This window comes from Streptomyces sp. NBC_00259 (assembly GCF_036181745.1).
Classification (GTDB): domain Bacteria; phylum Actinomycetota; class Actinomycetes; order Streptomycetales; family Streptomycetaceae; genus Streptomyces; species Streptomyces pratisoli.
This window is the reverse complement of the sequence record NZ_CP108080.1, coordinates 3,365,228-3,389,429: the sequence shown is the minus strand read 5'-3', so window position 1 is coordinate 3,389,429 and position 24,202 is coordinate 3,365,228. Positions and strand designations below refer to the sequence as shown.

The 24,202-nt window shown below is 71.2% G+C and carries 19 protein-coding genes; 11 read left to right on the top strand and 8 right to left on the bottom strand.

Features of this window, described 5'->3' with window-relative positions:
- Nucleotides 1–57: 57 nt before the first annotated feature.
- The gene (locus OG766_RS15025) at nucleotides 58–276 is read right to left on the bottom strand and encodes a hypothetical protein (RefSeq protein WP_328725541.1); all 219 of its coding nucleotides are present in this window, start codon (nucleotides 274–276) and stop codon (nucleotides 58–60) included.
- Between the two features lie 206 nt (nucleotides 277–482).
- The gene (locus OG766_RS15020) at nucleotides 483–3,443 is read right to left on the bottom strand and encodes an AfsR/SARP family transcriptional regulator (RefSeq protein ID WP_328725540.1); all 2,961 of its coding nucleotides are present in this window, start codon (nucleotides 3,441–3,443) and stop codon (nucleotides 483–485) included.
- Between the two features lie 304 nt (nucleotides 3,444–3,747).
- Between OG766_RS15020 and OG766_RS15015 the strand changes: the two genes are divergently transcribed.
- A complete protein-coding gene (locus OG766_RS15015; protein ID WP_328725539.1) occupies nucleotides 3,748–4,968 on the top strand; it encodes an amidohydrolase family protein in 1,221 nt (406 codons plus the stop codon).
- A gap of 113 nt (nucleotides 4,969–5,081) precedes the next feature.
- Here OG766_RS15015 and OG766_RS15010 read toward each other — a convergent pair whose 3' ends face one another.
- Nucleotides 5,082–6,395, bottom strand: coding sequence for a choice-of-anchor A family protein (locus OG766_RS15010; RefSeq protein ID WP_328725538.1), 1,314 nt, complete (start codon nucleotides 6,393–6,395; stop codon nucleotides 5,082–5,084).
- Between the two features lie 279 nt (nucleotides 6,396–6,674).
- A complete protein-coding gene (locus OG766_RS15005) occupies nucleotides 6,675–7,577 on the bottom strand; it encodes a hypothetical protein (RefSeq protein ID WP_328725537.1) in 903 nt (300 codons plus the stop codon).
- 273 nt (nucleotides 7,578–7,850) lie between these two features.
- Between OG766_RS15005 and OG766_RS15000 the strand changes: the two genes are divergently transcribed.
- From OG766_RS15000 to OG766_RS14970, 7 genes are all read left to right on the top strand, one after another.
- A complete protein-coding gene (locus tag OG766_RS15000; RefSeq protein WP_328725536.1) occupies nucleotides 7,851–8,264 on the top strand; it encodes a PaaI family thioesterase in 414 nt (137 codons plus the stop codon).
- A gap of 272 nt (nucleotides 8,265–8,536) precedes the next feature.
- On the top strand, nucleotides 8,537–9,466 hold the full coding sequence (locus OG766_RS14995; RefSeq protein WP_266379108.1) for an LLM class F420-dependent oxidoreductase: 930 nt from the start codon (nucleotides 8,537–8,539) through the stop codon (nucleotides 9,464–9,466).
- A gap of 10 nt (nucleotides 9,467–9,476) precedes the next feature.
- Entirely contained in the window at nucleotides 9,477–10,229 is a 753-nt protein-coding gene (locus tag OG766_RS14990) for an SDR family NAD(P)-dependent oxidoreductase (protein WP_266379106.1), read from the top strand.
- 99 nt (nucleotides 10,230–10,328) lie between these two features.
- Nucleotides 10,329–11,447, top strand: a complete 1,119-nt coding sequence (locus OG766_RS14985; protein WP_266379103.1) for an LLM class flavin-dependent oxidoreductase — start codon at nucleotides 10,329–10,331, stop codon at nucleotides 11,445–11,447.
- Between the two features lie 361 nt (nucleotides 11,448–11,808).
- Entirely contained in the window at nucleotides 11,809–13,548 is a 1,740-nt protein-coding gene (locus OG766_RS14980; RefSeq protein WP_266379100.1) for an N-acyl-D-amino-acid deacylase family protein, read from the top strand.
- Between the two features lie 20 nt (nucleotides 13,549–13,568).
- Nucleotides 13,569–15,032 carry an aldehyde dehydrogenase family protein gene (locus tag OG766_RS14975; RefSeq protein WP_266384153.1) on the top strand — a complete coding sequence of 488 codons (1,464 nt, stop codon included), beginning with the start codon at nucleotides 13,569–13,571 and terminating at the stop codon, nucleotides 15,030–15,032.
- A gap of 221 nt (nucleotides 15,033–15,253) precedes the next feature.
- Nucleotides 15,254–16,813 (top strand): APC family permease, encoded by a 1,560-nt coding sequence (locus OG766_RS14970; RefSeq protein WP_266379098.1) that lies wholly within the window; start codon nucleotides 15,254–15,256, stop codon nucleotides 16,811–16,813.
- A gap of 97 nt (nucleotides 16,814–16,910) precedes the next feature.
- Here the strand turns inward: OG766_RS14970 and OG766_RS14965 are convergent, their stop codons facing one another.
- Nucleotides 16,911–17,372, bottom strand: a complete 462-nt coding sequence (locus OG766_RS14965; protein ID WP_266379094.1) for a MarR family winged helix-turn-helix transcriptional regulator — start codon at nucleotides 17,370–17,372, stop codon at nucleotides 16,911–16,913.
- Between the two features lie 103 nt (nucleotides 17,373–17,475).
- Between OG766_RS14965 and OG766_RS14960 the strand changes: the two genes are divergently transcribed.
- Together OG766_RS14960 and OG766_RS14955 are read left to right on the top strand one after the other, a co-directional pair.
- Complete coding sequence (locus OG766_RS14960) at nucleotides 17,476–18,327, top strand: SDR family NAD(P)-dependent oxidoreductase (RefSeq protein WP_328725535.1); 852 nt, start codon at nucleotides 17,476–17,478, stop codon at nucleotides 18,325–18,327.
- A gap of 135 nt (nucleotides 18,328–18,462) precedes the next feature.
- Nucleotides 18,463–20,181 (top strand): serine/threonine-protein kinase, encoded by a 1,719-nt coding sequence (locus tag OG766_RS14955; protein WP_328725534.1) that lies wholly within the window; start codon nucleotides 18,463–18,465, stop codon nucleotides 20,179–20,181.
- 34 nt (nucleotides 20,182–20,215) lie between these two features.
- Here OG766_RS14955 and OG766_RS14950 read toward each other — a convergent pair whose 3' ends face one another.
- On the bottom strand, nucleotides 20,216–21,730 hold the full coding sequence (locus OG766_RS14950; RefSeq protein WP_328725533.1) for a CehA/McbA family metallohydrolase: 1,515 nt from the start codon (nucleotides 21,728–21,730) through the stop codon (nucleotides 20,216–20,218).
- Between the two features lie 242 nt (nucleotides 21,731–21,972).
- Here OG766_RS14950 and OG766_RS14945 point away from each other — a divergent pair, with 242 nt between their 5' ends.
- Nucleotides 21,973–22,803 carry an LLM class F420-dependent oxidoreductase gene (locus tag OG766_RS14945; RefSeq protein ID WP_266379083.1) on the top strand — a complete coding sequence of 277 codons (831 nt, stop codon included), beginning with the start codon at nucleotides 21,973–21,975 and terminating at the stop codon, nucleotides 22,801–22,803.
- 474 nt (nucleotides 22,804–23,277) lie between these two features.
- Here OG766_RS14945 and OG766_RS14940 read toward each other — a convergent pair whose 3' ends face one another.
- Nucleotides 23,278–23,694 carry a contact-dependent growth inhibition system immunity protein gene (locus OG766_RS14940; protein WP_266379080.1) on the bottom strand — a complete coding sequence of 139 codons (417 nt, stop codon included), beginning with the start codon at nucleotides 23,692–23,694 and terminating at the stop codon, nucleotides 23,278–23,280.
- Nucleotides 23,695–23,755: 61 nt separating this feature from the next.
- Complete coding sequence (locus tag OG766_RS14935; RefSeq protein ID WP_266379077.1) at nucleotides 23,756–24,202, bottom strand: hypothetical protein; 447 nt, start codon at nucleotides 24,200–24,202, stop codon at nucleotides 23,756–23,758.

The window sequence follows — 24,202 nt, the reverse complement described above, 5'->3', positions numbered from 1 at the left end:
CAGCGGCCGCGGCGGCTCCCCCTCCGCGCCGCCGCGGCCGCTCCCCGTCGTGTGTGGTCAGGGCTTGGGCGGGGCGGGGACGTGGTTGTCCATCGTCGTGATGCCGCCGTCCTTGGGCGGAGCCGGGACGTGGTTGTCCTGGGTGGTCACGCCGCCGTCCTTGGGCGGAGCCGGCACGTGGTTGTCCTGAGTGGTGATGCCGCCGTCCTTCGGAGGGGCGGGCACGTGGTTGTCCATCGTGGTGATGGTCTCTTCGTTCTTCTTCGCTTCGCTCATCGTCGTCAGCTCCCCAGTGATGTCGGGTCCAGTCGGTGACGCCCGTTCGGCAACTCCCCCGTGGGTCGCCGAACGGGCGTCTCGGGATCGCTCACCTTAGCGGCGAGCCCCTCGTGACCCGTCTGCCCCCCGACGCGACGGACCGTTGGTAAGAGAGTGCCGTGCAGGCATAAACGAACGCTGAACGCGCGGTAGGCGGCCGCGCGTCAGGCGGCGGCGAGTGGCGTGAGCAGCGCCCTCACCTGATCCGCGTCGGCGACCCCGAGGTGCTCGTAGACGGCGAGGGCCTCGCGCCAGCAGGCGCGGGCGCGGTCCGTCTGTCCCAGGGCGTCGAGAGCCCGACCCAGGACCGTCAGAACGTTGCCCCGCATCCGGTCGCCACCGATGCAGCCGTTCGCGAGGGCCTGCTCGGCGTGCTGCGCAGCGACCGCGGGCCTACGGGAGCCGAGTTGGGCCTCGGCGATGCGGAAATGGGTCGTCCCCTCCCACAGGCGCTGGCGGTCCTCGGCGAACATGCGCAGGGCTTCCGAGAACTGTTCCAGGGCCTCGGGGTGACGCTTCGCGTGGGTGAGTGCGACTCCGAGGGCGTAGCGGCCGTTGGCGAGCCGTACCGTCAGTCCCATGCCGTCGTAGATGGCGATGCCCTGCTGCGCGAGGTCTATGGCGCTGGCGGTGCGCCCCAGGAGGAGATGGACGCGGGACAGGTTGCACAGCGCGCTGGCGGCGCCCACGAGGTTCGCGTCGGCACGGAAGCCTTCCACGGCCTTGAGCAGGTGCTGTTCCGCCTCCTCGTACCGCTCCTGGACGATGGCGATGATTCCCCGGTCGTTGTCCGACCAGAACACCGGTGCGGTGTCGCCCACCTCGACGGCCAGCAGCCGGGCGTTGCGCGCCTCGTCGTCCGCCTCGTCGTAGCGTCCGGCGACGAGGTGCACGCTCGTGAGTGTCGTTCGCGCGCGGCCCTCCGCGCGGGTGTCGCCCGCCGACCGCGCGGCGCCCCGTGCGGCCACTGCCGTCGACTCGTACTGCTTGGCGTTGGCGCCCGACTCCGCGAGGTCCTTCGCCGCCCACAGCAGGTCCACCGCCCTGCGCAGCCTCGCCCCCACGAAGGACTGCCGTGCGCACGCGAGCAGGCAGTTCGCCTCGCGGTAGAGCCAGTCCAGGGCCTCGTGCCGGTCGGTGAAGGTGAGGCCTTCGTAGTCGGTCGAGGCGAGGTGGTCGACGAGGCGGTCGCCTGGGCGTTCCAGGGCGAAGACGCCCGCTGTGGTCGCCAGGTAGAAGTCCAGCAGCCGGGACAGCGCCGCCTCCCGTTCCGCCGGGGGCTGTTCGTCGCGTTCCGCGCAGGCACGCGCGTAGAGCCGGACGAGGTCGTGGTAGCGGTAGCGGCCGGGGGCCGCGGATTCCAGGAGGGAGGTGTCGACGAGGGCTTCGAGAAGGTACTCCGTGTCCTGGACGGGCAGGTCCAGGACGGCCGCCGCCGCGGGCAGGGAGATGTCGGGGCCGTCGGCGAGGCCGAGGAGGCGGAAGGCGCGGGCCTGGGTGGGTTCGAGCTGGCCGTAGCCGAGTTCGAAGGTGGCCTTGACAGCGAGGTCGCCGGCCTGGAGTTCGTCGAGGCGGCGGCGTTCGTCGGCGAGTTTGGCGGCGAGGACGGACACGGTCCAGGTGCGGCGGGCGGCGAGCCGGGAGGCGGCGATGCGGATGGCGAGGGGGAGGAAGCCGCAGGCGGCGACGACGTCGAGGGCGGCCTTGCGCTCGGCGGAGACGCGTTCCTCGCCGACGATGCGGGTGAAGAGCTGGAGTGCTTCCTCGGGGGACATGACGTCGAGGTCGACGAGGTGCGCGCCGGCGAGGTCGACCATCCGGACGCGGCTGGTGATCAGGGCGGCGCAGCCCGCGGTGCCGGGCAGCAGGGGCCGGATCTGCGCGGCGTCGCGGGCGTTGTCGAGGAGGACGAGGATGCGGCGGCCGTCGAGGAGGGAGCGGAAGAGCGCGGCGCGTTCGTCGAGGGAGTCGGGGATGGCCGAGTCCGCGGTGCCGAGGGCGCGCAGGAAGGCGCCGAGGACGGTTTCGGGTTCTGCGGCGCGTGGGCCGGCGCCCTGGAGGTCGACGTAGAGCTGTCCGTCGGGGAAGTGGGGCCGGGCTTCGTGGGCGACGTGTACGGCGAGGGTGGTCTTGCCGACGCCGCCGATGCCGGCGAGTGCGGAGACGGCCATCACGGAGCCTTCGGCGGCGGCCAGCCGGGTGCCGAGTTCCCGTACGAAGGAGGAGCGTCCGGTGAAGTCGGGAACGGTGGCCGGGAGTTGGTGGGGCCGGGCGGGCTGGGGTGTGGCCGGTGTGGGCTGTTCGACGGGGCGGGCGAGTTCGGCGTCGGCCTGGAGGATGCGCTGTTGCAGGGCGGACAGTTCGGGCCGGGGGTCGACGCCGAGTTCGTCGGCGAGGAGCCGGCGGGTGTCGGCGTACACGGCGAGGGCTTCCGCCTGTCGTCCGCTGCGGTAGAGGGCGAGCATCAGCAGTTCGCGCAGCCGTTCCCGCAGGGGGTGGGCGGCGGTGAGCGCGGTCAGTTCGGACACGGCCTCGGCGTGGCAGCCGAGGTCGAGGTCCATCTCGAGGCGGGTCTCCAGGAGTTGGAGCCGCCATTCCTCCAGGCGGGCGCGCTGGGCCTCGGCGTAGGGCCCGGGGACGGAGGCGAGCGGTTCGCCGTCCCAGAGCCCCAGGGACTTGTTGATCAGTGCGCGGGCCTGGCACCGGTCGCCGCCGGCGCGTGCCTTCTCGGCGTCGGCGACGAGTACCTGGGCCACGTGGAGGTCGAGGGCGTCGGAGGGGATGCGGACGGCGTAGCCGCCGGACTCGCTGACGAGGACACCCGGGTCGAGGATCTTGCGCAGCCGTGAGGCGTACGTCCGTACCGCCGCGAGGGCCTGGGAGGGCGGTTCGTCGCCCCAGATGGCGTCGATCAGCTCGGCGGCGGTGGCGGTGCGGCCCTCGCGCAGCAGGAGGGCGGCGAGGAGGGCACGCTGTTGCGGTGATCCGGACGGCAGGGCCTGGCCGGGCCGCCAGGCTCGTACGGGGCCGAGCACACCGAAGCGCAGGCCGCCGCCACCCGGCTGGTCCGGGGTCCGTGGCTCCGGAACGCGTGCCTGTGCGGAGGGCCCGTCCTCACGGTGCATAGCTTCCCCCTGCCGGTACCGCTTCGATCCGCTCGCGTCGCCACTCACGTTGCCGCTCGTCCTGCCGATCGTGCCGATGCCCTGCTCGCCAGCTCGCCAGCTCGCCTGCTCGTCCTGATGCCGTGCTCGTCCTGCTCGTCCTGCTCGTCCTGCGTGTTTGGCGGGTCCCGCCCCCGACAGTCTGCCTTGTGAGGCACTGACTCGTCAGTAGTGGGTGACGCTCTGCACAGGATCTGCAGGATCCTCTCCACCTGGGGGACATCAACTACTGACGGGTCGTCAGATCAGCGCTACCGTGGAACGCATGGAGACCTTCCCGAAGATCATCTCGGTGGACGACCACACGGTGGAGCCCCCCAACGTCTGGCGGGACCGGCTCCCGTCGAAGTACCGGGACACCGGCCCGCGCATCGTCCGGGCGCCGCTGAAGGAAATGACGTTCCTCGGCGGGAAGTTCGCGCCGGTCATGGGCGCGCAGGGCGACGACGGACCGGTCGGGGACTGGTGGGTGTACGAGGACCTGCACCGGCCGCTCACCCGGCTCGACACCGCCGTCGGCTACGACCGCGACGAGATCAGGCTCGAGGTCATCACGTACGAGCAGATGCGGCCCGGCTCCTACAGCGTCCCGGACCGGCTCGCCGACATGGACGTCAACCACGTCCAGTCCGCGCTCTGCTTCCCGACCTTCCCGCGCTTCTGCGGCCAGACCTTCACCGAGGCCAAGGACCGTGAGCTGGGTCTGCTCGGCGTCCGGGCGTACAACGACTGGATGGTGGAGGAGTGGTGCGGCCCGGACGCGCGGGGCCGGCTGATCCCGCTCACGCTGATCCCGCTGTGGGACGCGGAGCTGGCCGCAGCCGAGGTGCGGCGCAACGCGGCGCGCGGGGTGCGGGCGGTGGCGTTCTCCGAGATACCCCCGCACCTGGGCCTGCCGTCCGTCCACACCGACGACTGGGACCCGTTCCTGGCGGCGTGCGACGAGACCGGGACGGTCGTCGCCATGCACATCGGCTCCTCATCGAGGATGCCGTCGACGTCCGCGGACGCCCCGCCCGCCGTCGGTTCGACCATCACCTTCGCCAACTGCTGCTTCTCGATGGTCGACTGGCTGATGAGCGGCAAGTTCGAGCGCTTCCCCAACCTGCGGGTCATGTACGCGGAGGGCCAGATCGGCTGGATCCCGTACATCCTGGAGCGCGCGGACGTGGTCTGGGAGGAGAACCGCGGCTGGGGCGGCGTCGCGGACAAGGTCCTGCGGCCGCCGTCGGAACTCTTCGCCGAGCACGTCTACGGGTGCTTCTTCGACGACGCCTTCGGGCTGAGGAACCTGGACGCGATCGGCGTCGGGAACGTCCTGTACGAGACGGACTACCCGCACTCGGACTCCACCTGGCCCAAGTCACGTGAGGTCGGCGAGGCCCAGATGGGGCACCTGGCGCCGGATGTGGTGGAGCGGATCGTCCGCGGGAACGCGATCGAGCTGCTGGGGCTGACGGAGGACGGCCTCTGGGCAGGCCCCTGAGGGACCTGCGGGCAGGGCCCGTGCCGGATGTGGTTCACGGCACGGGCCCGCCCGTCGACCCGCGGAGCGGCGGGGCGGCGCCACTCCGCGGGGGACCGTGGGGCTCTTCTCGGTCAGGCTGAGGTACGGGCCTGACGGCGGTGCACGGAGTACGCGACGAGCCCGCCGCCCACCAGGAGCACCGCCGCGCCGATCCCGAACGCTCCGGGGCCGATCTCGCCACCGGTGCTGGCGAGGTCGTCGCCACCGCCGTGCACCGAGGGGCCCGGGTCCGGCTCGGGCGACGTCTCCGTCGCGCTCGGCGTCGGCTTGGGCTGCTCGGGGACCTTGACCGGGGTCGGCTCCGGGGACGCGGCCGGCGCCGGGGCGGGAGGCGCGGGCGCCTCGCTCGTCTCGGTCGTCTCGCTCGTCTCGGTCGTCCCGCTCGCGGCACGGGCCGTGGGCAGGCAGCCGGTGAAGCCCATGTGGTGGGTCTCGGCGCCGGGTACGGACCTGAGTTCCCGCGCGATCACCGAGCCGTTGACATGGCCGGGGCCGATCTCCCCGCCGGGGCCCTTGCGGCCCAGCTCGACGGTGGCGTTCGGGGCGAGGATCGTGCCCGGCCAGGAGGTGTAGTTCTTCACCACCGAGGCGGCTTCGGGGAAGTTCCACAGCAGCCTGGACCGGGCGTCCTTGAATCCCGGACCGCCGGCCGCGTAGTCGTCCTGGACGAAGGCGCCGGCCTGGGCGTCCCAGAGGTTCACTCCGTACGTCGGCGCCGAGTTCATGTTGTACGAGGAGCCCAGCACGTTGACGAGCGCGGAGGAGCCGGCCGGCACCTTGACGTTGATCTCCGTGGCCTGCTGGAGATCGGTGGCGTTGACGGCGAAGACGTTGACCGTGGAGTCCTCGCCGGTGAGCAGAAGGGCGGTGGAGCCCTCGGGGCGGGCGGCCGTGCCGTTCGGCGTGGTGGCGGCCCAGGCCGCCGACAGGGCGCGCAGCTTGGCGAACTCCTGGCCGAAGTCGACCGGGGAGGAGCCCTGCGCGTGCTTGCCGTCGAGGGCGAAGCTGCCCTGGGACGCGGTGGGGGCGAGCTTGCCGTAGACGCCGGAACCCTGTGTCAGGACGACCTGGTTGGCGTGCAGGGTGCCGCCGACGACGAGGCTGTGGCCACCGGGGAGCTTGTTCAGGTCGCCACCGGTGAGCTTGCTGCCGACGGAGAAGCCCTGGCCGGTGCCGGCGTCACCGAGGTGCGCCTCACCGCCGATCGCGACCGCGCCCTCGGAGTCGGCGTAGCGCGTCGCGTCGTGCTCGACGAACTCGGCGTAGTTGCCGGCCGCTCCGAGCGGACCGGTCTCGCAGCCGGGGGAAGCGGAGGCGGCGGGTGCCCAGCTGAGGGCGAAGGATCCGGTCATCGCGAGCAGCGCGGCGACAGCGGGCGTACGCATACGGGACTCCAGGTCAGGGAGGCATACGGAGGTATGCGAGGAGAAGCCGCGGGGGGTGTGACACGACCTTCCGGCACCCTGGATTCGTGCGTCAACTGCCGCCAAACGGAACCGAGTTGGACAGAGTGATCCGTTCCGCCCGCGCGTGGGCTTCTCGCTGTGGCGCAGATCACATGACCGCCGGTAACACTTGGGCGACGTGCGACGGCGGCGTGCGACGGCGGCCGCTGCCCGGGGAGGGGAGCGACCGCCGTCCGGCGTGCCGTCGCGGCGTGAGGGTCAGCCGAGGAACACGGACGCGATCTTGTTGTCGAAGCCGATGGCGGAGAGGTCGGCGACGTTGCCGTTCACGACCTTGGACGCGCCCTTGCAGTCCTTCCCGGACCAGATCTTCAGGGAGCCGGACGCCTGGAGGGAGGAGGCCGAGCCAGCCCGGGCGGCGTTCTGGCAGCCGGCACCGGCGAGACCCTCGGACGGGTCGCCGAAGTTCTTCTCGTCGGAGAGGGTGACGCTGGTGGCCGGCTTGCCCGACGCGTCGTCGGCCCCCTGGCCGCCGCCCGCCTTCCGGCCGTCCGGCGTCACGCCGAACCATGTGCCGCCGACGCCCTGCCCGCTGGTGTCACCGGGCTTGAGGTCCTTGCTGAAGCGGTAGACGGGCCAGCCGCCGATCGTGACCTGGAGGTTGCCGTCGTCCCGCTTGACGACGCCGACATCGGACTTCTTCACCCCGTCGATGAAGATCTTGCCGCCGGGGGCGACGACGACGGGCGGCCAGGTGGTCGCGCACTCGCCGTTGCAGTTGGACTTCGACGGGTCCGCGGTGTCCTTGTCGAAGCGGTAGAGGGTGAAGCCCGCGCCGTTGACCACGACGGGGTCGAGGGTGCCCGCCTTGGCGGCGCTGAGCTGGACCCACTTCTTCGCCACCGGCTTCACCGCGGGCTTGCCCGGCGGGTTGGCCCAGTCGCCGGTGCCCGAGGGCGCGTTGTTCTGCTTCGCCGTGCCGCTGAGGAAGTTCGCGCTCTGCGCGCCGGCCTGCTCGGCCGCCTGTTCCGCGGCCGCCGTCGCGGACGGGGCCGCGGCGCCCGTTCCGTCGGCGTCGACGTCCCCGTTGCAGGCGGTCAGCAGCAGGGCGCCGGCAGCGGCGGCACCGGCGATCATTCCGAAGCGCTTGGTGATGGCCATCAGGGTCTCCTCGCATGGTGTGCTCCGGTCCCTCCGGAGCCTTCGCCACGAGGTACGGGGCGGGCTTCCGGCCCCTCTCACCCGGTTACGTCCCTGAGACAGGCCCGGGACGGGCCGCGACCATTCCGGACGGGTCGCGGCCATTCCGGACGGGGCACAGCTATTCAGGACGTGGCGTGGCCGTTCCGGACGGGGCATGGCCGTTCCGGACGGGTCGGGGTCATTGCGCGCATGTCGTGGACACCCGCCCACGGACGGCGCCACCATCGGCACATGACGCTCACGCCGGCCGACGCCGACAAGATCCTCGCCGACAACTTCGCCCCCTGGGTGCTCGACCTCGGGCTGGCCGTGGTCGAGACGGGTGCCCTCCACGCCGTCCTGCGGCTGCCCTGGACGGACCGCCTCGCCCGTGAGGGCGGCGCCCTGTCCGGCCAGGCGCTGATGGCCGCGGCCGACACCGCGACGGTGGTCGCCGTCTCCTCGGCCCGCGGTGCCTTCGTCCCCATGACGACGGTCCAGCAGTCGACCACCTTCCAGCGCGCGGTGACCGGGGCGGATGTCCTGATCGACGCCCGCCTCTCCAAGCTCGGCAAGCGGATGGCCTTCGCGGACATCACCATGACGGCGACCGGCGCGAACGAGCCCGCCGCCCGCGCCTCGACGGTGTACGCCCTGCTGGGCTGACCACCGACGGCCGGGCTCCTCGCGCGGCCAGGGACACGGACACGGCCACGGACACGGCCAGCGCGGCCGGGGCCTCTTGCGGCCCCGGCTCTGGCCCCGGCCCCCGGCCCCGGCCCCGCGGCCGCCCGGGTCGTGGTCCCCGGGGCCCACGTTCGCCCGCGGGCCGAGGTCCGGAACGCCGGAGGCCCGCACACCCCTTGTCTGATGACGCGTCAGCCAAGACCATGGGGATCCATCGAATATGACGGATCGTCAGATCAAGGGGGCCGATCATGGTGGTCTACGGGATGCAGCTCCCGGTCCAGTCGCAGAGCACCATCTACGCCGAGTCCTGGGAGGCCGCCGCCGGACCCGGCGATCTCGTCGAGATCGCCCGTGCCGCCGACCGCTCCGGCTTCGCGTACATCGCCGTCTGCGAGCACGTCGCGATCCCGCGCAGGCTCGCGGGCGCGATGTCCACGGTCTGGTACGACCCCGTCGCCACGCTCTCCTTCCTCGCCGCGGCCACCGAGCGGGTCCGCCTGCTCAGCCATGTCGCCGTCGTCGGGCTGCGCCACCCGCTCCTGAGCGCCAAGCAGTACGCGACCCTCGACCACCTCTCCGCCGGCCGGCTGATCCTCGGCGTCGGTGCCGGGCACGTACAGGAGGAGTTCGAGGTGCTCGGGGCCGACTTCGAGCGGCGTGGGCCCGTGCTCGACGAGACGATCGACGCGCTCCGGGCGGCGCTCGGGCCGGAGGAGTTCCCGAGTTTCGCGGGCGAGCGCTTCGCGTTCGAGGGACTCGGGCAGAAGCCCAGGCCCGCCCAGGCCCGCATACCCGTCTGGGTCGGCGGCTCCTCGCCCGCCGCCGTACGCCGCGCGGCCGTCAGGGGCGACGGCTGGCTGCCGCAGGGTGATCCGCGCGACCGGCTTCCCGCCCAGATCGCGAGACTCAGGGCGCTGCGCGAGGCGGCGGGCGTCACCGATCCGATCGAGATCGGCGCGATCACCGAGCCGCTGTACGTCGGCGACGCCGGCTGGGACGTCGGCCGGCGCACGCTGACCGGCAAGCCGGAAGCCCTCGCCGAGTCGCTGCGCGAATACGGCGCGATGGGCGTGGACCAGATCCAGGTGCGGTTCCGCAGCCGGAGCCGCAGTGAACTCACCGACCAGATGGCGGCCTTCGCCGCCGACGTCGCTCCGCACCTCGACCTCGATCGTTAGGAGTACGGGCATGGGAAAGCTGGACGGACGCGTCGTCCTCATCACGGGCGCGGCGCGCGGACAGGGTGAGCAGGAGGCCCGGCTCTTCGCGGCGGAGGGTGCGAAGGTCGTCCTCGGCGACGTCCTGGACGACCAGGGCGAGGCCGTGGCCAAGGAGCTCGGCGGACTGTACGTGCATCTCGACGTGAGCCGCGAGGCCGACTGGGGCGCCGCCGTCACCGCCGCCAAGAACGCCTTCGGCCGTATCGACGGACTGGTGAACAACGCCGGCATCCTGCGCTTCAACGAGCTGGTGAGCACGCCCCTGGAAGAGTTCCAGCAGATCATCCAGGTCAACCAGATCGGCGCCTTCCTGGGCATCAAGACCCTCGCGCCCGAGATCGAGGCGGCCGGCGGCGGCACGATCGTCAACACCGCCTCGTACACGGCGCTCACCGGCATGTCCTACGTCGGCGCCTACGCGGCGACCAAGCACGCCATCCTCGGTCTGACCAGGGTGGCCGCGATGGAGCTCGCGCCGAGGAAGATCCGGGTCAACGCCGTGTGCCCGGGCGCCGTGGACACCCCGATGAGCAACCCGGACGGCGCGGACCCGGACGCGCTGGACGAGCTGTACCGGAAGCTGGTGCCGCTGGGCCGGGTCGGGCAGCCGGAGGAGGTGGCGCGGCTCGCGCTCTTCCTGTCCTGCGAGGACTCCTCGTACATCACGGGCCAGCCGTTCGTCATCGATGGCGGCTGGCTGGCCGGAGTCAGCGTGTTCTGACGCTTCGTCAGCTATTGACGGTGCGGTCGCACGGTGGAACAGTCGGTGCCGTCAGATCTGACGGTACGTCAGAAACGTAGGGACGGTGGTGGGACCCCCATGGAATTCGGGCTCTTTGTTCAGGGTTACGTCGGCAAGCGCGCCGAGACCGACCCGCTCGCCGAGCACAAGGCGCTGATGGAGGAGACCGAGTACGTCATCCAGGCGGACAAGTCCGGCTTCAAGTACGCCTGGGCCTCCGAGCACCACTTCCTGGAGGAGTACTCGCACCTCTCCGCGAACGATGTCTTCCTCGGCTATCTCGCCCACGCGACCGAGCGGATCCACCTGGGGTCCGGCATCTTCAACCCGCTCGCGCAGGTCAACCACCCGGTGAAGGTCGCCGAGAAGGTCGCGATGCTCGACCATCTCAGCGAGGGACGCCATGAGTTCGGCTCCGGGCGCGGCGCCGGCTCGCACGAGATCCTCGGGTTCATCCCTGGTGTGACCGACATGAACTACACCAAGGAGATCTGGGAAGAGACCATCGCCGAGTTCCCCAAGATGTGGCTCCAGGAGGAGTACCAGGGCTTCCAGGGCAAGCACTGGCAGCTCCCGCCGCGCAAGGTGCTGCCGAAGCCGTACGGCAAGTCGCACCCGGCGATGTGGTACGCGGCCGGGTCCCCGCCCTCGTACGCCATGGCCGCGAAGAAGGGGCTCGGGGTGCTGGGCTTCAGCGTCCAGAAGGTCTCCGACATGGAGTGGGTGCTGGAGCAGTACAAGACGGCGATCGTCGACGCCGAGCCGATCGGTGACTACGTCAACGACAACGTGATGGTGACGACGACGGCGATCTGCGCACCGACGCACGAGGAGGCCGTACGGATCGCCGTCGGCGGCGGACTGCACTACCTGCCGTCGCTCGTCTTCCGCTACCACGACACCTTCCCGCGGCCCGAGGGCTTCCCCGCCTGGCCCGAGACGCTGCCCGAGTACAACGAGGAGATCATCGAACTCCTCATCGCCGAGGAGCTCTTGATCTGCGGCGACCCGGACGAGGTGCTGGCGCAGTGCAAGCGCTGGGAACAGGCGGGGGCGGACCAGCTGTCGTTCGGGCTGCCGATCGGGATCTCGAAGGAGGCGACGCTGCAGACGATCAGGCTGGTGGGCGAGCATGTGATCCCGAAGATCGACACGGACCCGGTGCACCGGACCACCCGCTTCCGCGAGTCCGCCTGACCGGGTGCTCCACCCCCGCACCGTCCGGCGGGGGCCCGGCTTCCTGACGGGCCGTTTGCCCGGATGCCGGTACGGAGCCCTGCGCTCCGGCCTCGCCGGCGATTGAGGCGCGGGGGTACGGGCGCGGAGCCCCGGTCACGGGAAGGGGCGGGGTGGGGCGAACGCCCCCTCAGCGGCTCCTCCCCGCCCCACCACAGACCGCGGGCGGCGTCTTCCCGGATCGCCGTCCGCGCCGCCCGGCCGGAGGGCCACGCGGCCGCGGCCGGCCGCGGCGCCCTCCGACCGGGCCACGCCCACGCCCGTGGCCGCAAACCCCCACTCACCGCACCCCGGCTCACCGCACACGAAGGGACGCCACGTCATGCTCGACCACCTGATCAAGGGCGCAACCGTCGTCGACGGCACCGGCGCTCCCGCCTACCGCGCCGACGTCGGCATCCGTGACGGACGCATCGCCGTCATCGCCGAGCCCGGCACCGTCACGGAGGAGGCCGGGACGGTCGAGGACGCGACCGGGCTCGTTCTCGCCCCCGGCTTCGTCGACCCGCACACGCACTACGACGCCCAGCTGTTCTGGGACCCGTACGCCACTCCCTCCCTGAACCACGGCGTGACGACCGTCGCCGGCGGCAACTGCGGTTTCACCCTCGCGCCGCTCAACCCCGACCGCCCCGAGGACGCCGACTACACGCGCCGCATGATGTCCAAGGTCGAGGGCATGTCCCTGGTCGCCCTGGAGGAGGGCGCGCCCTGGAGCTGGCACACGTTCGGTGAGTATCTGGACGCGCTGGACGGCCGTATCGCCGTCAACGCGGGCTTCATGGTGGGGCACTGCGCCCTGCGCCGGCACGTCATGGGCCCGGACGCCGTCGGCGGCCGGCCCAGCGAAGAGCAGCTGCAGCAGATGCTCACGCTCTTCCACGACGCGATGGACGCCGGCGCCTGGGGACTGTCCACCACCCAGTCGTCCACCCACTCCGACGGGGACGGAAAGCCCGTCGCCTCCCGCCACGCCGAGCCCGCCGAACTGCTCGCCCTCTCCCGGGCCGTCGCGGACCACGAAGGCACCCAGCTGGAGGCGATCGTCGCGGGCTGCCTCGACCAGTTCTCGGACGACGAGATCGATCTGCTCGTCGAGATGAGCGCCGCCGCGGGCCGCCCGCTCAACTGGAACGTCCTGACCATCGACGCCGCCGTCCCCGAACGCGTACCGCGCCAGCTCATCCCCTCCGAACGCGCCCGCAAGGCCGGCGGCCGGATCGTCGCGCTCACCATGCCGATCCTCACCCCAATGAACATGTCGCTGGGCACCTTCTGCGCGCTCAACCTCATCCCCGGCTGGGGCGAGATCCTCGCGCTGCCCGTCCCGGAGCGGATCGTGAGGCTCCGCGACCCGGAGGTCCGCGCGGAGATGCTGCGCCGCGCCGCCTCCAAGGAGGCCGGAGTGTTCCGCCGGCTCGCCAACTTCGAGCGGTACGTCATCGGTGACACGTACTCCGCGGAGAACGAGGGCCTCACCGGACGCGTCGTGCGCGACATCGCCGCGGAACGCGGCCAGGACCCCTTCCAGTGCCTCGTCGAGATCTGCGCCAACGACGAGCTGCGCACGATCCTGTGGCCGATGCCCACCGACAACGATCCGGCCAGCTGGACGCTGCGCGCCGAGACCTGGCAGCACGAGGACGTCATGCTCGGCGGCTCGGACGCGGGCGCGCACCTGGACCGGATGTGCGGGGCGCCGTACACGACCCGCTTCATCGGCGACTGTCTGCGCGGACGCGGACTCGCCACCCTCGAAGAGGCGGTGAAGATGCTCACCGACGACCCGGCGCAGCTGTTCGGCCTGCGTGAGCGGGGCCGGATCGTCGAAGGCTTCCACGCGGACCTGGTCCTCTTCGACCCGGAGCGGATCGACGCGGGCCCGGCCACCCTGGTCCACGATCTGCCCGGGGACAGCCCGCGGCTGGACTCGCGGGCGATCGGCATCGTGTCCGTACGCGTCAACGGCGTCGAGGCGATCCGCGACGACGAGGTGACGGGCGCGGTGCCCGGAAAGGTGCTGCGCTCGGGCCGCGACACCAGGACGGTGAGCACGAGGTGACCGCGAAGCACGAGGTGACCATGAAGAGGCCGGCGCAGCGGCTGTACGTGGGAGGGGAGTGGGTCGAGCCGGACCGCGGCCACTACGAGGTCGTCGATCCGGCCACCGAGGAGGTCGTCGGTCTCGCTCCCGAGGCGAGCCGCGACCAGGTGTACGAGGCGGCGGCCGCCGCCCGGGACGCCTTCGAGGCATGGTCCCGTACGGCTCCCGAGGAGCGGGCGGCCGTCCTGGACCGCGCCGCGGACGTCATCCAGCGGGAGTTCGACGCGTACGCCGACCTCGCACGCGCCGAGACGGGCGCGACGACCGGCACGGCCCGCGGGATGCAGGTCGCGGTCGGGGTGTCCCGTTTCCGCCGGTACGCCAAGGGCGCGCTGGAGCCGGTCGAGCAGGGCCTGCCGCCGCAGATCAACGAGGCGGGCCCGATGGGCCGGGCGGGGATCTTCGGCGCGCTCGCCGCCCGCCGCCCGGTCGGTGTGGTCACGTGCATCACCTCGTACAACAACCCCTGGGCGAATCCGGCGGGCAAGGTCGCGCCGGCGCTCGCGATCGGCAACACGGTCGTCGTGAAGCCGGCGCCGCAGGACCCGCTGTCGGTCTACCGGATGGCGGAGGCGCTCGCGGAGGCGGGCGCGCCGCCCGGGGTGGTCAACGTGGTGAGCGGCTCCCGTCGGGAGGTGGGGGAGGCGGCGGTCGACTCACCGGACGTCGACATGGTCAGCTTCACCGGCTCCACGGCCGTCGGGCAGCGCATCGGCGAGGTGTGCGGGCGCGGCATGAAGCGGCAGCTGATGGAGCTGGGCGGCAAGGGCGCGGCGGTCGTCTTCGACGACGCCGACCTCGACTCCGCGGTCATGGGCATCGGCACGACGTTCGCCTTCTACAGCGGCCAGATCTGCACCGCGCCGACCCGGGTGCTGGCCCAGCGGGGCATCTACGAGCGGCTGGTGGAGAAGCTGACGGGCTTCGTCGGCTTCATGAAGGTCGGCGATCCGGCGGAGCCGGGCACGGTGGTCGGCCCGGTGATCTCCGCGGCCCACCGGGAGCGGATCGAGTCGTACGTCGAGCTGGGCAAGAAGGAGGGAGCGCGACTGGTCGTGGGCGGCGAGCGTCCCGATGCCGCGCGCGGTTTCTATGTCGCGCCGACGCTCTTCGCGGACTGCACCAACGAAATGCGTGTGGTGCGGGAGGAGATCTTCGGCCCGGTGGTGGTCGTGGTGCCGTTCGACGACGAGGAGGAGGGCATCGCCCTCGCCAACGACAGCGACTACGGACTGATCGACTACGTCTGGTCGGGCGACGTGGCGCGGGCCTTCCGGGTGGCGCGGCGGCTGCGGGCCGGCGGGGTCGGGATCAACACGATCGGCCGGAACATGGAGGCGCCGTTCGGCGGTTTCAAGAAGAGCGGGGTGGGGCGGGACGTGGGCTCGTACGCGCTGCACGCGTACAGCGAGCTGCAGGCGATCGTCTGGCCCGGTGGATGAGATGTGAACCGCACGGGAAATTTTCGAAATAGGACAAAGCGGTCATGGCTGCGGTTTCCGTAATCCGGCGCCACCCGTCCGGCGCCTGTGAATGATTCGCATCCTCCTTGCCTCACCTTTCGACCATCGGTCGACTTCCGGTTATGGTCATGGCATCGAAGGCGCCGTATCCGGAGGTTGGGCTTCCGGATACGGGAACCGCAGCGTTTAACGTCCTGTTCATGACTCAGCTGGAGACGCGGCCCCAGGTCGGAGACACGGTACGGGGACGCACTGATGGGGGCGTCCGCGCCAAGGGGCTGGAGAAGAATTCCGTCGGCCTCCTCGGCAGTGCCGTCATCGGCATCTCGACGGTCGCCCCCGTGTACTGCCTGACCTCCACGCTCGGCTCCACGGCCGGCGAGGTCGGCCTGCAGATGCCCGCCGTGTTCCTCGCCGGCTTCCTGCCGATGCTTCTCGTCGCCTTTGCCTACCGCGAGCTGAACCGGGCGATGCCGGACTCCGGCACCTCCTTCACCTGGACCGTGAAGGCCTTCGGTCCGCGGGTGGGCTGGATGTGCGGCTGGGGCCTGGTGATCGCCACGATCATCGTGCTCTCCAACCTCGCCGGCGTCGCGACGTCCTACTTCTGGCTGCTCGCCGGTGAGATCACGGGCAGCGAGTCGATCGCCGCACTCGACGGCAACAAGGCCGTCCACATCCTCACCTGCCTCACCCTGATCGCCGTCGCCACCGCGATCAGCTACCGCGGCATGACCGCCACGAAGCGCCTCCAGTACGCGCTCGTCGGCCTCCAGCTCGTCGTCCTCGCGGTGTTCGTGGCGATGGCCCTCCAGAAGGCGGGCAGCGGTGCCTTCGACACCGGTCTCGACTTCTCCTGGTCCTGGATGAACCCCTTCGCGGTCCAGTCCTTCGCGGCCTTCACCGCGGGCCTGTCGCTGTCGATCTTCATGTACTGGGGCTGGGACGCCTGCCTCTCCACCAACGAGGAGACCACCGGCTCCGACCGGACCCCCGGCCGTGCCGCGCTCGTCGCGATGGTCGTCCTGGTCGGCTCCTACCTCGCCACCGGTGTCGCCGCGCAGATGGCCGTGGGCTCCGGCGACAAGGGCCTCGGCCTCGCCAACCCGGAGACCTCCGACAACGTCTTCGCCGCGCTGGCCGGCCCGGTGATGGGCCCGGTCCTCGGCATCGCGCTCTTCGTCGCCGTCCTCGCCTCGGCCGCCGCGAGCCTGCAGACCACGTTCATCCCGGTGGCCCGCACGGTGCTCGCGATGTCCGCGTACGAGGCCCTGCCCGCGTCCTTCGCGAAGGTCCACCCGCGCCACAAGGTCCCCGGCAAGGCCACGGTCGTCGCGGGCATCGCCACCGGCGCGTTCTACACGATCATGACCTTGGTCAGTGAGCACGTCCTGGTCGACACCATCTACGCGCTCGGCCTCATGATCTGCTTCTACTACGCGCTGACCGCCTTCGCCTGCGCCTGGTACTTCCGCCGCGAACTCTTCCGCTCCGGCCGCGACTTCGTCTTCAAGGGTCTCTTCCCGGTCCTCGGCGGCGTCCTGCTCGCGGCGGTCTTCGGCAAGACGCTCTACGACATGTGGGACCCGGCGTACGGCTCCGGCTCCGCGGTCTTCGGTGTCGGCTCGGTCTTCGTGATCGGCGTCGGCCTGCTGGTCCTGGGTGCGGTGATCATGCTGGTCATGCAGCGCCGCAGCCCGGCGTTCTTCCGGGGCGAGGTCCTGACGAAGGACACCCCCTCGCTGGTGATCGCGGACTGACGCGTCGTCCCGCCCGAAAGGGCCCGGCCCACATCCCTCGTGGGCCGGGCCCTTTCCGTATGCGCGGCACCGGCACCGGCGCCGGGCGTCCGGGCGGTCAGGCGTCCTTGTGGGCCTTGAGCTTGCGCCACACCGCACCGAGGGCTTCGAGGTCCTGCCGGTCGAGGACATCGGTGAAGACCGGCGCCAGACAGGCGCGCCGGGTCGCGTCGGCCTCCTCGAAGAGCCGGCGGCCCTCCGGGGTGAGCGCGACCTCGATGGAGCGGGCGTCCCTCGCGGAGGGCGTACGGGACACCAGGCCACGTGCCTGAAGGGCGTCGAGGACGCGGGAGACCTGGCTGCGGCTCAGCATGGTGCTGTTCCCGAGCACGGAGGCGGCGACCGGTTCCTCGCTGTTGGCGAGCCACAGCATCACCTCGAACCAGGAGACGGGCAGGTCGTGCGCCTTGGTGAGGGCACGGTCCACGCGTTCGGTGAGCACGGTTCCGGCCCAGACCAGGCCGTAGAAGGCGTGGTCGGCCTCGGACATCTCCGCCGGGGTGAGCTTCCTGGTCGCCATGCTCCGATCATACCGGGTTGCGTGTGTGCACACACAATGCTTAAGGTGTGTGTACACGCACTGAAATACGGAGCGGTGCTCGCTCCTGCGGAAAGGGATCCCCATGTCTTCTGCCAGCTCCTCCAAGGTCGTCCTGATCACCGGCACCTCCTCCGGCATCGGCCTGGCCGCCGCCGTGGCCTCCGCGCAGGCCGGGTGGCGTACGGTCGCGACCCTCCGCGACACCGGCCGCGCCGACGCCCTGCGCAAGGCCGCGGCCGAGGCCGGGGTCGAGCTCGACATCCGACAGCTCGACGTCGTCGACGAGGCTTCGGTGACCGCCGCGGTCGACGGCGTGATCGCCGACTACGGCCGGCTCGACGCCGTGATCAACAACGCCGGCGCCGGACACCTCGGCACCCTGGAGAACGATTCCGTCGCCGACGTCCGCGACGTCATGGAGGTCAACTTCTTCGGCGTCCTCAACCTCTCCAAGGCGGCCTTCCCGCATCTGCGTTCCGCCGGCGGCCGGCTGATCACCGTCACCAGCGTCGGCGGTGTCGTCGGACAGCCCTTCAACGAGGCCTACTGCGCGGCGAAGTTCGCCGTCGAGGGCTACATGGAGAGCCTCGCCCCGGTGGCGGCCTCCGTCGGTGTGGCCGTGTCCGTCGTCGAGCCGGGCGCCGTGGCCACCGAGTTCGTCAACAACATCGGGCTCGACCTGGAGGCCGAGATCGCCGACGCCGGTCCGTACGCCCCCGCGCTCGACGCCTACGTGAACCGCACCGTCGCCCAGTTCCTGAACGCCGCCCAGACCCCGGCGCAGGTCGCCGAGACCGTACTGGAGGCCCTGACCGCGGACCGCCCCGCGTTCCGTCTCCAGACCTCCGACTGGGCGCGGGGCTTCACCGGCACCAAGCTCGCCGACCTCGACGGTTCCGCGGTGCTGGGCGTCACGAGCGGCTGGGTGGCCTGACCCGACCCGACCCGACCCGACCCGGTCCGGTTCGGTCCCGTCCGGTCCCGTCCCGTCCGGTCGCGAGGGTGTCCCTTCACCCGCGCGTGTGACAATGCCCCGTCCGACGACAGGCAGGCACGCGAGGGACAGCCGATGGAGGCACTGGACGCGCGGGATCCCCGCACGGTGGGGGAGTACCGCATCCTGGGGCGGCTCGGCGAAGGCGGCATGGGCCGCGTCTACGTCGCGCGCAACGCCGGCGGCCGGTCCGTGGCGCTCAAGTTCGTCCACGCCGACATGGCGGCCCTCCCCGGCTTCCGCGAACGCTTCCGCCGCGAGGTGGAGGTCGTCCGGCGCGTCGCCGGGGCGGGCACCGTGCCGCTCGTGGACGCCGGGGTCGACGAGCGGCACCCGTGGTACGCCTCGGAGTACGTGCCGGGCCCCTCGCTCCAGGAGGCCGTCGACACCTTCGGGCCGCTGCCCGCCGACGCGCTGTGGCGGTTCGCCGCCGATCTCGCCGCGACGCTGCAGCACGTACACGGCCATGAACTCGTCCACCGCGACCTCAAGCCGTCGAACGTCCTGCTCTCCACGGCCGGGCCCCGGCTCATCGACTTCGGCATCGTGCGCGCGGCCCTCGACACCGTCCTGACGGTGAACGGTGAGCGTCTGGGCACCCCGGCCTACATGTCGCCCGAGCAGGCGTACGGCGAGCAGGTCACGGCCGCGAGCGACATCTACAGCTACGGGCTGACCGTGGCCTTCGCGGCGACCGGCCGGGTCCCGCTGCGCGGCACGCTCGCAGGCCCGCTGCCGGGCGTCGACCCGGCGCTGGACGAACTCGTCCGGCACTGTCTCGACCCGGACCCCGGCCGCCGGCCGGCCGCCGGGGACCTCCTCGCGCGGGCGAGGGCGCTCGACAACACGACCGACACCTGGCTCCCGGCGCCGGTGGCGTCGCTGATCGCCCGCACGTCCGAGGAACTCCTGAACCTGGACGCCCAGGCGACCCCCGACCGACCCGGGACCCCGCCCCGGCTCCCGGCGGAGGCATCGGCCGGGCACTCGGGCTCTGTGCGCTCTCCGGACGCAGCCCCGGACACAGGCCCGGGTCAGCGTCAGCATCAGGATCAGGGCCCGGGGCGTGCGCCGGGTCCGCTTCCGGGACCGGTCCCCGGCCCGGCCTCGGGCTCGGGCGCGGTCTGGGCTCCTGCGTCCGGTGCCGCTGCGGGCTTTCACGAGGCGGCGACCCGGCTGTCGGCTCCGCCTCCGCTGCCCAGGACCCGGGTGTACGAGAACCCGTATCCGAGCGCCCTCGGAGCCCCCAGCGCCCCGGGCCCCCCTCCGGTCAAGGCGCAGGCATGGCCGCCTCGGGCGGCCGTCGCGGCGGGGCCGCCCTCGGCGCGCAAACCCGCCATGGGCGACTGGCTGTACCGCGGATTCCTCGGCCGGCCCCGCATCGGGCTCATCTGGCTCGCACCCCTCGGGGTCTGCTCGTTCCTCCTCGCCTTCGCGCTGCCGAGCGCCATGGGCGGTCTGCGCCTGCTCGCGGCCGCGGCCCTGATGAGCCTGTGCTTCTGGCTGGCCGCCGACCGCAACCGCACGGACCGCGTCCGCTGGTTCCGGCTCAACCAGACCTACTGGCTCACGCTCGGCCTTCTCACCCTCCAGGGCTGGTCCGCGGTCGCCGAGTACGACAAGGACCTGCTGGAGGCCGTCGGCCGCAGGAGCGACATATCCGGCCTCCAGATCGTCGTCGGCGGCTTCCTCAAGGCCCTGGAACTCTTCCTCGCCCTGGGCTCGCTGGCCCTGCTCTACGTCGTACCGGCCGCGATCGGACGGTGGATACGCGCGCGCAGGTCAGGTCTCTGACCGACCACCGCCCGACCACCGCCCGTCGACCTTGTCAGTCGTTCCCCAGGAACACCGGGTTCGTGAACGCCGCCAGCGGCCCGGGAAGCCCCGGGATCGGCACGACCGCCGGGTGCCGGACCTCCGCCCGTACGTACGCCGCGTACGCCGCCGTCGTACGCCACTCCACCGTGCCCGTGCCCTCCGCCGGAAGCGTCGCCGTGTGGAGCACGCCCTGGTCGGTGACGATGCGGGCGGTGCGACCCGGCGCGCCCGTGACCTCCAGACGGACCGTCACCGGGTCGTCGGCGTCGACACGGAGCCGTTCGCCGATGCCCGCGTGACGCCCGCGGCCGCCGTACGCGGCGAAGGAGAGGGAGACGGCCGACGACTCGGCGACGTACGAGCGGCCCGCGCGGATGCCGTCCAGGACGGCCTCACGGGTCAGGTCGTCGGCGAGGACCACGGTCTGCGGGGTGCCGACGGGATCCGGATCGCGGTGGGCGTCGCTGCTGCCCATCGCCGGGGTCCAGCGGCGGCCCGAGCGCACGGAGGCGACGAGCATGCTGTCCCAGTCGGCGAGGGACACCTCGTCGTCGGGGGTGTACGGCCCGTTCCACACCTCCACCGCGTCCGCCTCGCCGAAGCCGAACTTCCAGTTGCAGCCGATGCAGGTGGCGTGCGGGTGGGCGGGTACGACCAGGCCGCCGGCACGGCGGATCTCGCGGGCGTAGTGGCCGAAACGGTTGTCCCGCGCCCGGTAGCGCCAGTCGACGAACGTCCCCGGGTCGGTGCCGAGCGCGACGACGTGCCCGTTGCGGGTGGTGACCTCTTCCCCGAGGAGGATCAGCAGGTCGTCCCCGGCCACGTCCGCCCACGCACCGTGCGCCGCATGCGTGTTGTGCTCGCTGCTGTTGATGAAGTCCAGCCCGGCGGCGCGGGCGAGGGCCGCGATCTCGGCGGGCGTGCGGCGGCCGTCCGAGTACCAGGAGTGCAGATGGCAGTCGCCGCGGTACCAGGCCCGGCCGCGCCCCTTGGCCCGCTCCGGCGGGTACACCGGCTTCGGCGTCGCGGCCCGGGGGCCGTACGTGAGGGTGATCGTGACCGCGTACGGGAGGCCCTCCGGTGCCACCGTGTACGGGCCCAGCGCGATGTGCCAGGTGCCCGCACGGACCGGTCCCGCGATGTACCCGGGCGTCGCCTCGTCCCCCCGGATGAAGAACTCGCTCCGAGCGCCGCCCGACCAGCCGCGGAAGCCCTCGCCGCCGAGTGCCGTACCGCGCTCGTCGAAGATGCCGATGTCGAGCGCGTTGCCCTGGGTGCCGGCCGGGACCTGCGGCTTCTCGTACGTGTACGACACCCGGATCTCCGCGACGCCGCGCGGGATCTCGACGGGGAGGTACACGAAGTCGGGCGAGCCGGGCGGCAGGGTGCCGCGTACGACCTTGGTGGTGGCCGTCGTTCCCGCGTCGGCCGCTTCGGCGAAGCTCACGCTGCTCAACGTAAGCGCCGCGGCGGTTCCCGTCACGAACAGTCCGCGTCTGCTGATGAACGAGTCGTCGTTGCACATGCCGTCGGCTCCCCGGGGTGGTGGTGAGAGGGACAGGAGTGGTGCCGCAGTGGTGCCGAACAACCTCGTACCCGGCCGTGAACCCCGCGGCAAGGGGAGGGGGTTGGCCGGTTGCCGCCACATGGCGTTCCGGGACCCTCGGGGGCACCCGGCCGCGCCGGGACCCTCGGAATCTCCCGCCGCAGCGCGTAGCTTGATCCCGCGCACCACGCAGCAGAGTCGACGAAGGCGGAGGCGCCGGAATGCGGATCTCGACCACGATCTTCCTCACGGACGAGACGATCACGCCCGTACGGCTGGCGCGTGAGCTGGAGGAGCGGGGCTTCGCCGGTCTGTACCTGCCCGAGCACACCCACATCCCGGTCGAGCGCACCACCCCGTACCCCGCGGGCGGCGACCTCCCGCCCGAGTACGGCCGCACCCTCGACCCCTTCGTCGCCCTGGCGCAGGCCGCGGCGGTCACGACGACCCTCGGCCTCGGCACCGGCATCACGCTCCTCGCCCAGCACGACCCGATCGCCCTCGCCAAGCAGATCGCGACGCTCGACCACGTCAGCGGCGGCCGCTTCACGCTCGGCGTGGGCTTCGGCTGGAACAGGGAGGAGGCCGCGGACCACGGCGTGGAGTGGGCCACCCGGCGCGAGCTGAGCCTGGACCGGATGCGCCTGATGCGGGCGCTGTGGGCGGCCGAACCGACGGCGTACAAGGGCGACTTCGGGTCGGTCCGCGCCTCGTACGCCTACCCGAAGCCGTGCAGCGGCGGTGCCCCGCGTGTGCTCGTCGGTGGCGCGGCGGGCCCGAAGCTCTTCTCCCACATCGCCGACTACGCGGACGGCTGGATGCCGATCGGCGGCCGCGGCCTCACGGAATCGGTCCCGGTCCTGCGCGACGCCTGGGAAAAGGCGGGCCGCGACCCGGCCGCCCTCCAGATCGTCCCCTACGCGGTCCTCCCCTCACCGGGCAAGCTCGCCCACTACGCGGAACTGGGCTTCGGGGAGGTCGTGCTGCAACTGCCGCCGGCGGAGGAGGCGCAGGTCCTGAGGGTGCTGGACGCGTACGCCGAGTACGTCTGACGCGGTGCCACGTCGTGGCCCGAGGGGCCACCGCGGTTGCCGCGCGGAGCCACGGTGGCCCCTCGGGACTCCCTCCAGGCATCGGTCTGGGCTCAATGTGAGGTGTCACAAGGACCGTTGTCATGCATTACGGGCACTTGGGTGCCCGACGTGGCGGGGGTCGTGTGTCGGTGATGCATGAGATCGGCGTACTGGAAGATGTCCGCGACCCCGGGGTGCTCGATCAGCCGTCCCCACCAGGTTTCGCCAGTGCTCGCCAGTTCTCCATCCCTCTGCTCCTGGACGCGCTCGCGGCGGCCGACAGCACACCGGCCAGCAACCTTCCGTCGGCGAGTGAATAGCTGCCGAGCCAGTCCGGAACCCTGTCCGCGGCAAGCTCACGCTGCCGCGTGTCCCTGTCGGTGACCTGACGAATCAGCTCCGACAACTGGTCGGCCGGCAGTGCGTGTTCGTTCTCCCGTCGATGCTGGCCTGTCACAGGTCATCCGGGAGTGCTCGTTGAAACGCCTGGATGTCGGACTCGATATACGGCGACACGTCTCTGAGTGACGCCACAATGCACTTGAGTTCCTGCGCGAACTGCGGTGAACGGGTCCAAGCTGCTGGATTGACAGTCAGGACCGCGGACAGCAAGTCGTCATCGTAGAATCCGCCCTCCGCTTGTGCCGGAGCGGTTTTGCGGAGGCTCTCCAGTGCTAGTGGAAGCAGAAAGGGAACTCCGACGTTCTGCCCGATCAGTCGTCTTAGTTCCTCGACAGTGAGGCTCCCTATGGGGAGGGCTCGCAGGGCATGGACTGCCTTTACCAGGCCGGTGGCGTCTGGTGGAGGCTCTGGCCATCGATGTCCCTCGAGTTCCTCCAGGGAGCGTTGCCGGTCAAGAGTACTGTTCATCAGTCCCTCGGTTGCTGCAACGCGCAGAGGAAAAGCTGCAGTGCACCCATCGACCCGTGGATCATTTGGGGCTCGTTGCCGTGAAAGCGATGTATTCGTACTCTTCCTCGAAGATGACGATCATCCTGTGCCGCTCCAGGGACAGGAGAGTGAGATCTCGACCGATTGTCTTGAGTAGCGCCTCCGCCCACCCTGGCGACTTGCAGGAGCATTTCAACCATGGAAAGTTCCGCAGTCCGGTCTGGGTGAGCAATTCGTCCCCCAGGTTGGTGCGACGTGCCAGGGATTCAATCCAGGATCCCAGGTCCACCAGATTTTCCGTCATGGTCGAATATTCCGGTCGAGAATCCGTACGCCGAAATATCGACAACGCCTCGTTTACCCAGTCCGGGGTATCGAAGTCGGTTGCAAATCCCTGGAAAACGTCCGCCGGCAAGTCTTGCGCGATTTGCGCTTTCTGCTTCTTTTCCTTCGCGAGAAGTAGCTTACCTCTCAATTCCTCGCTCAT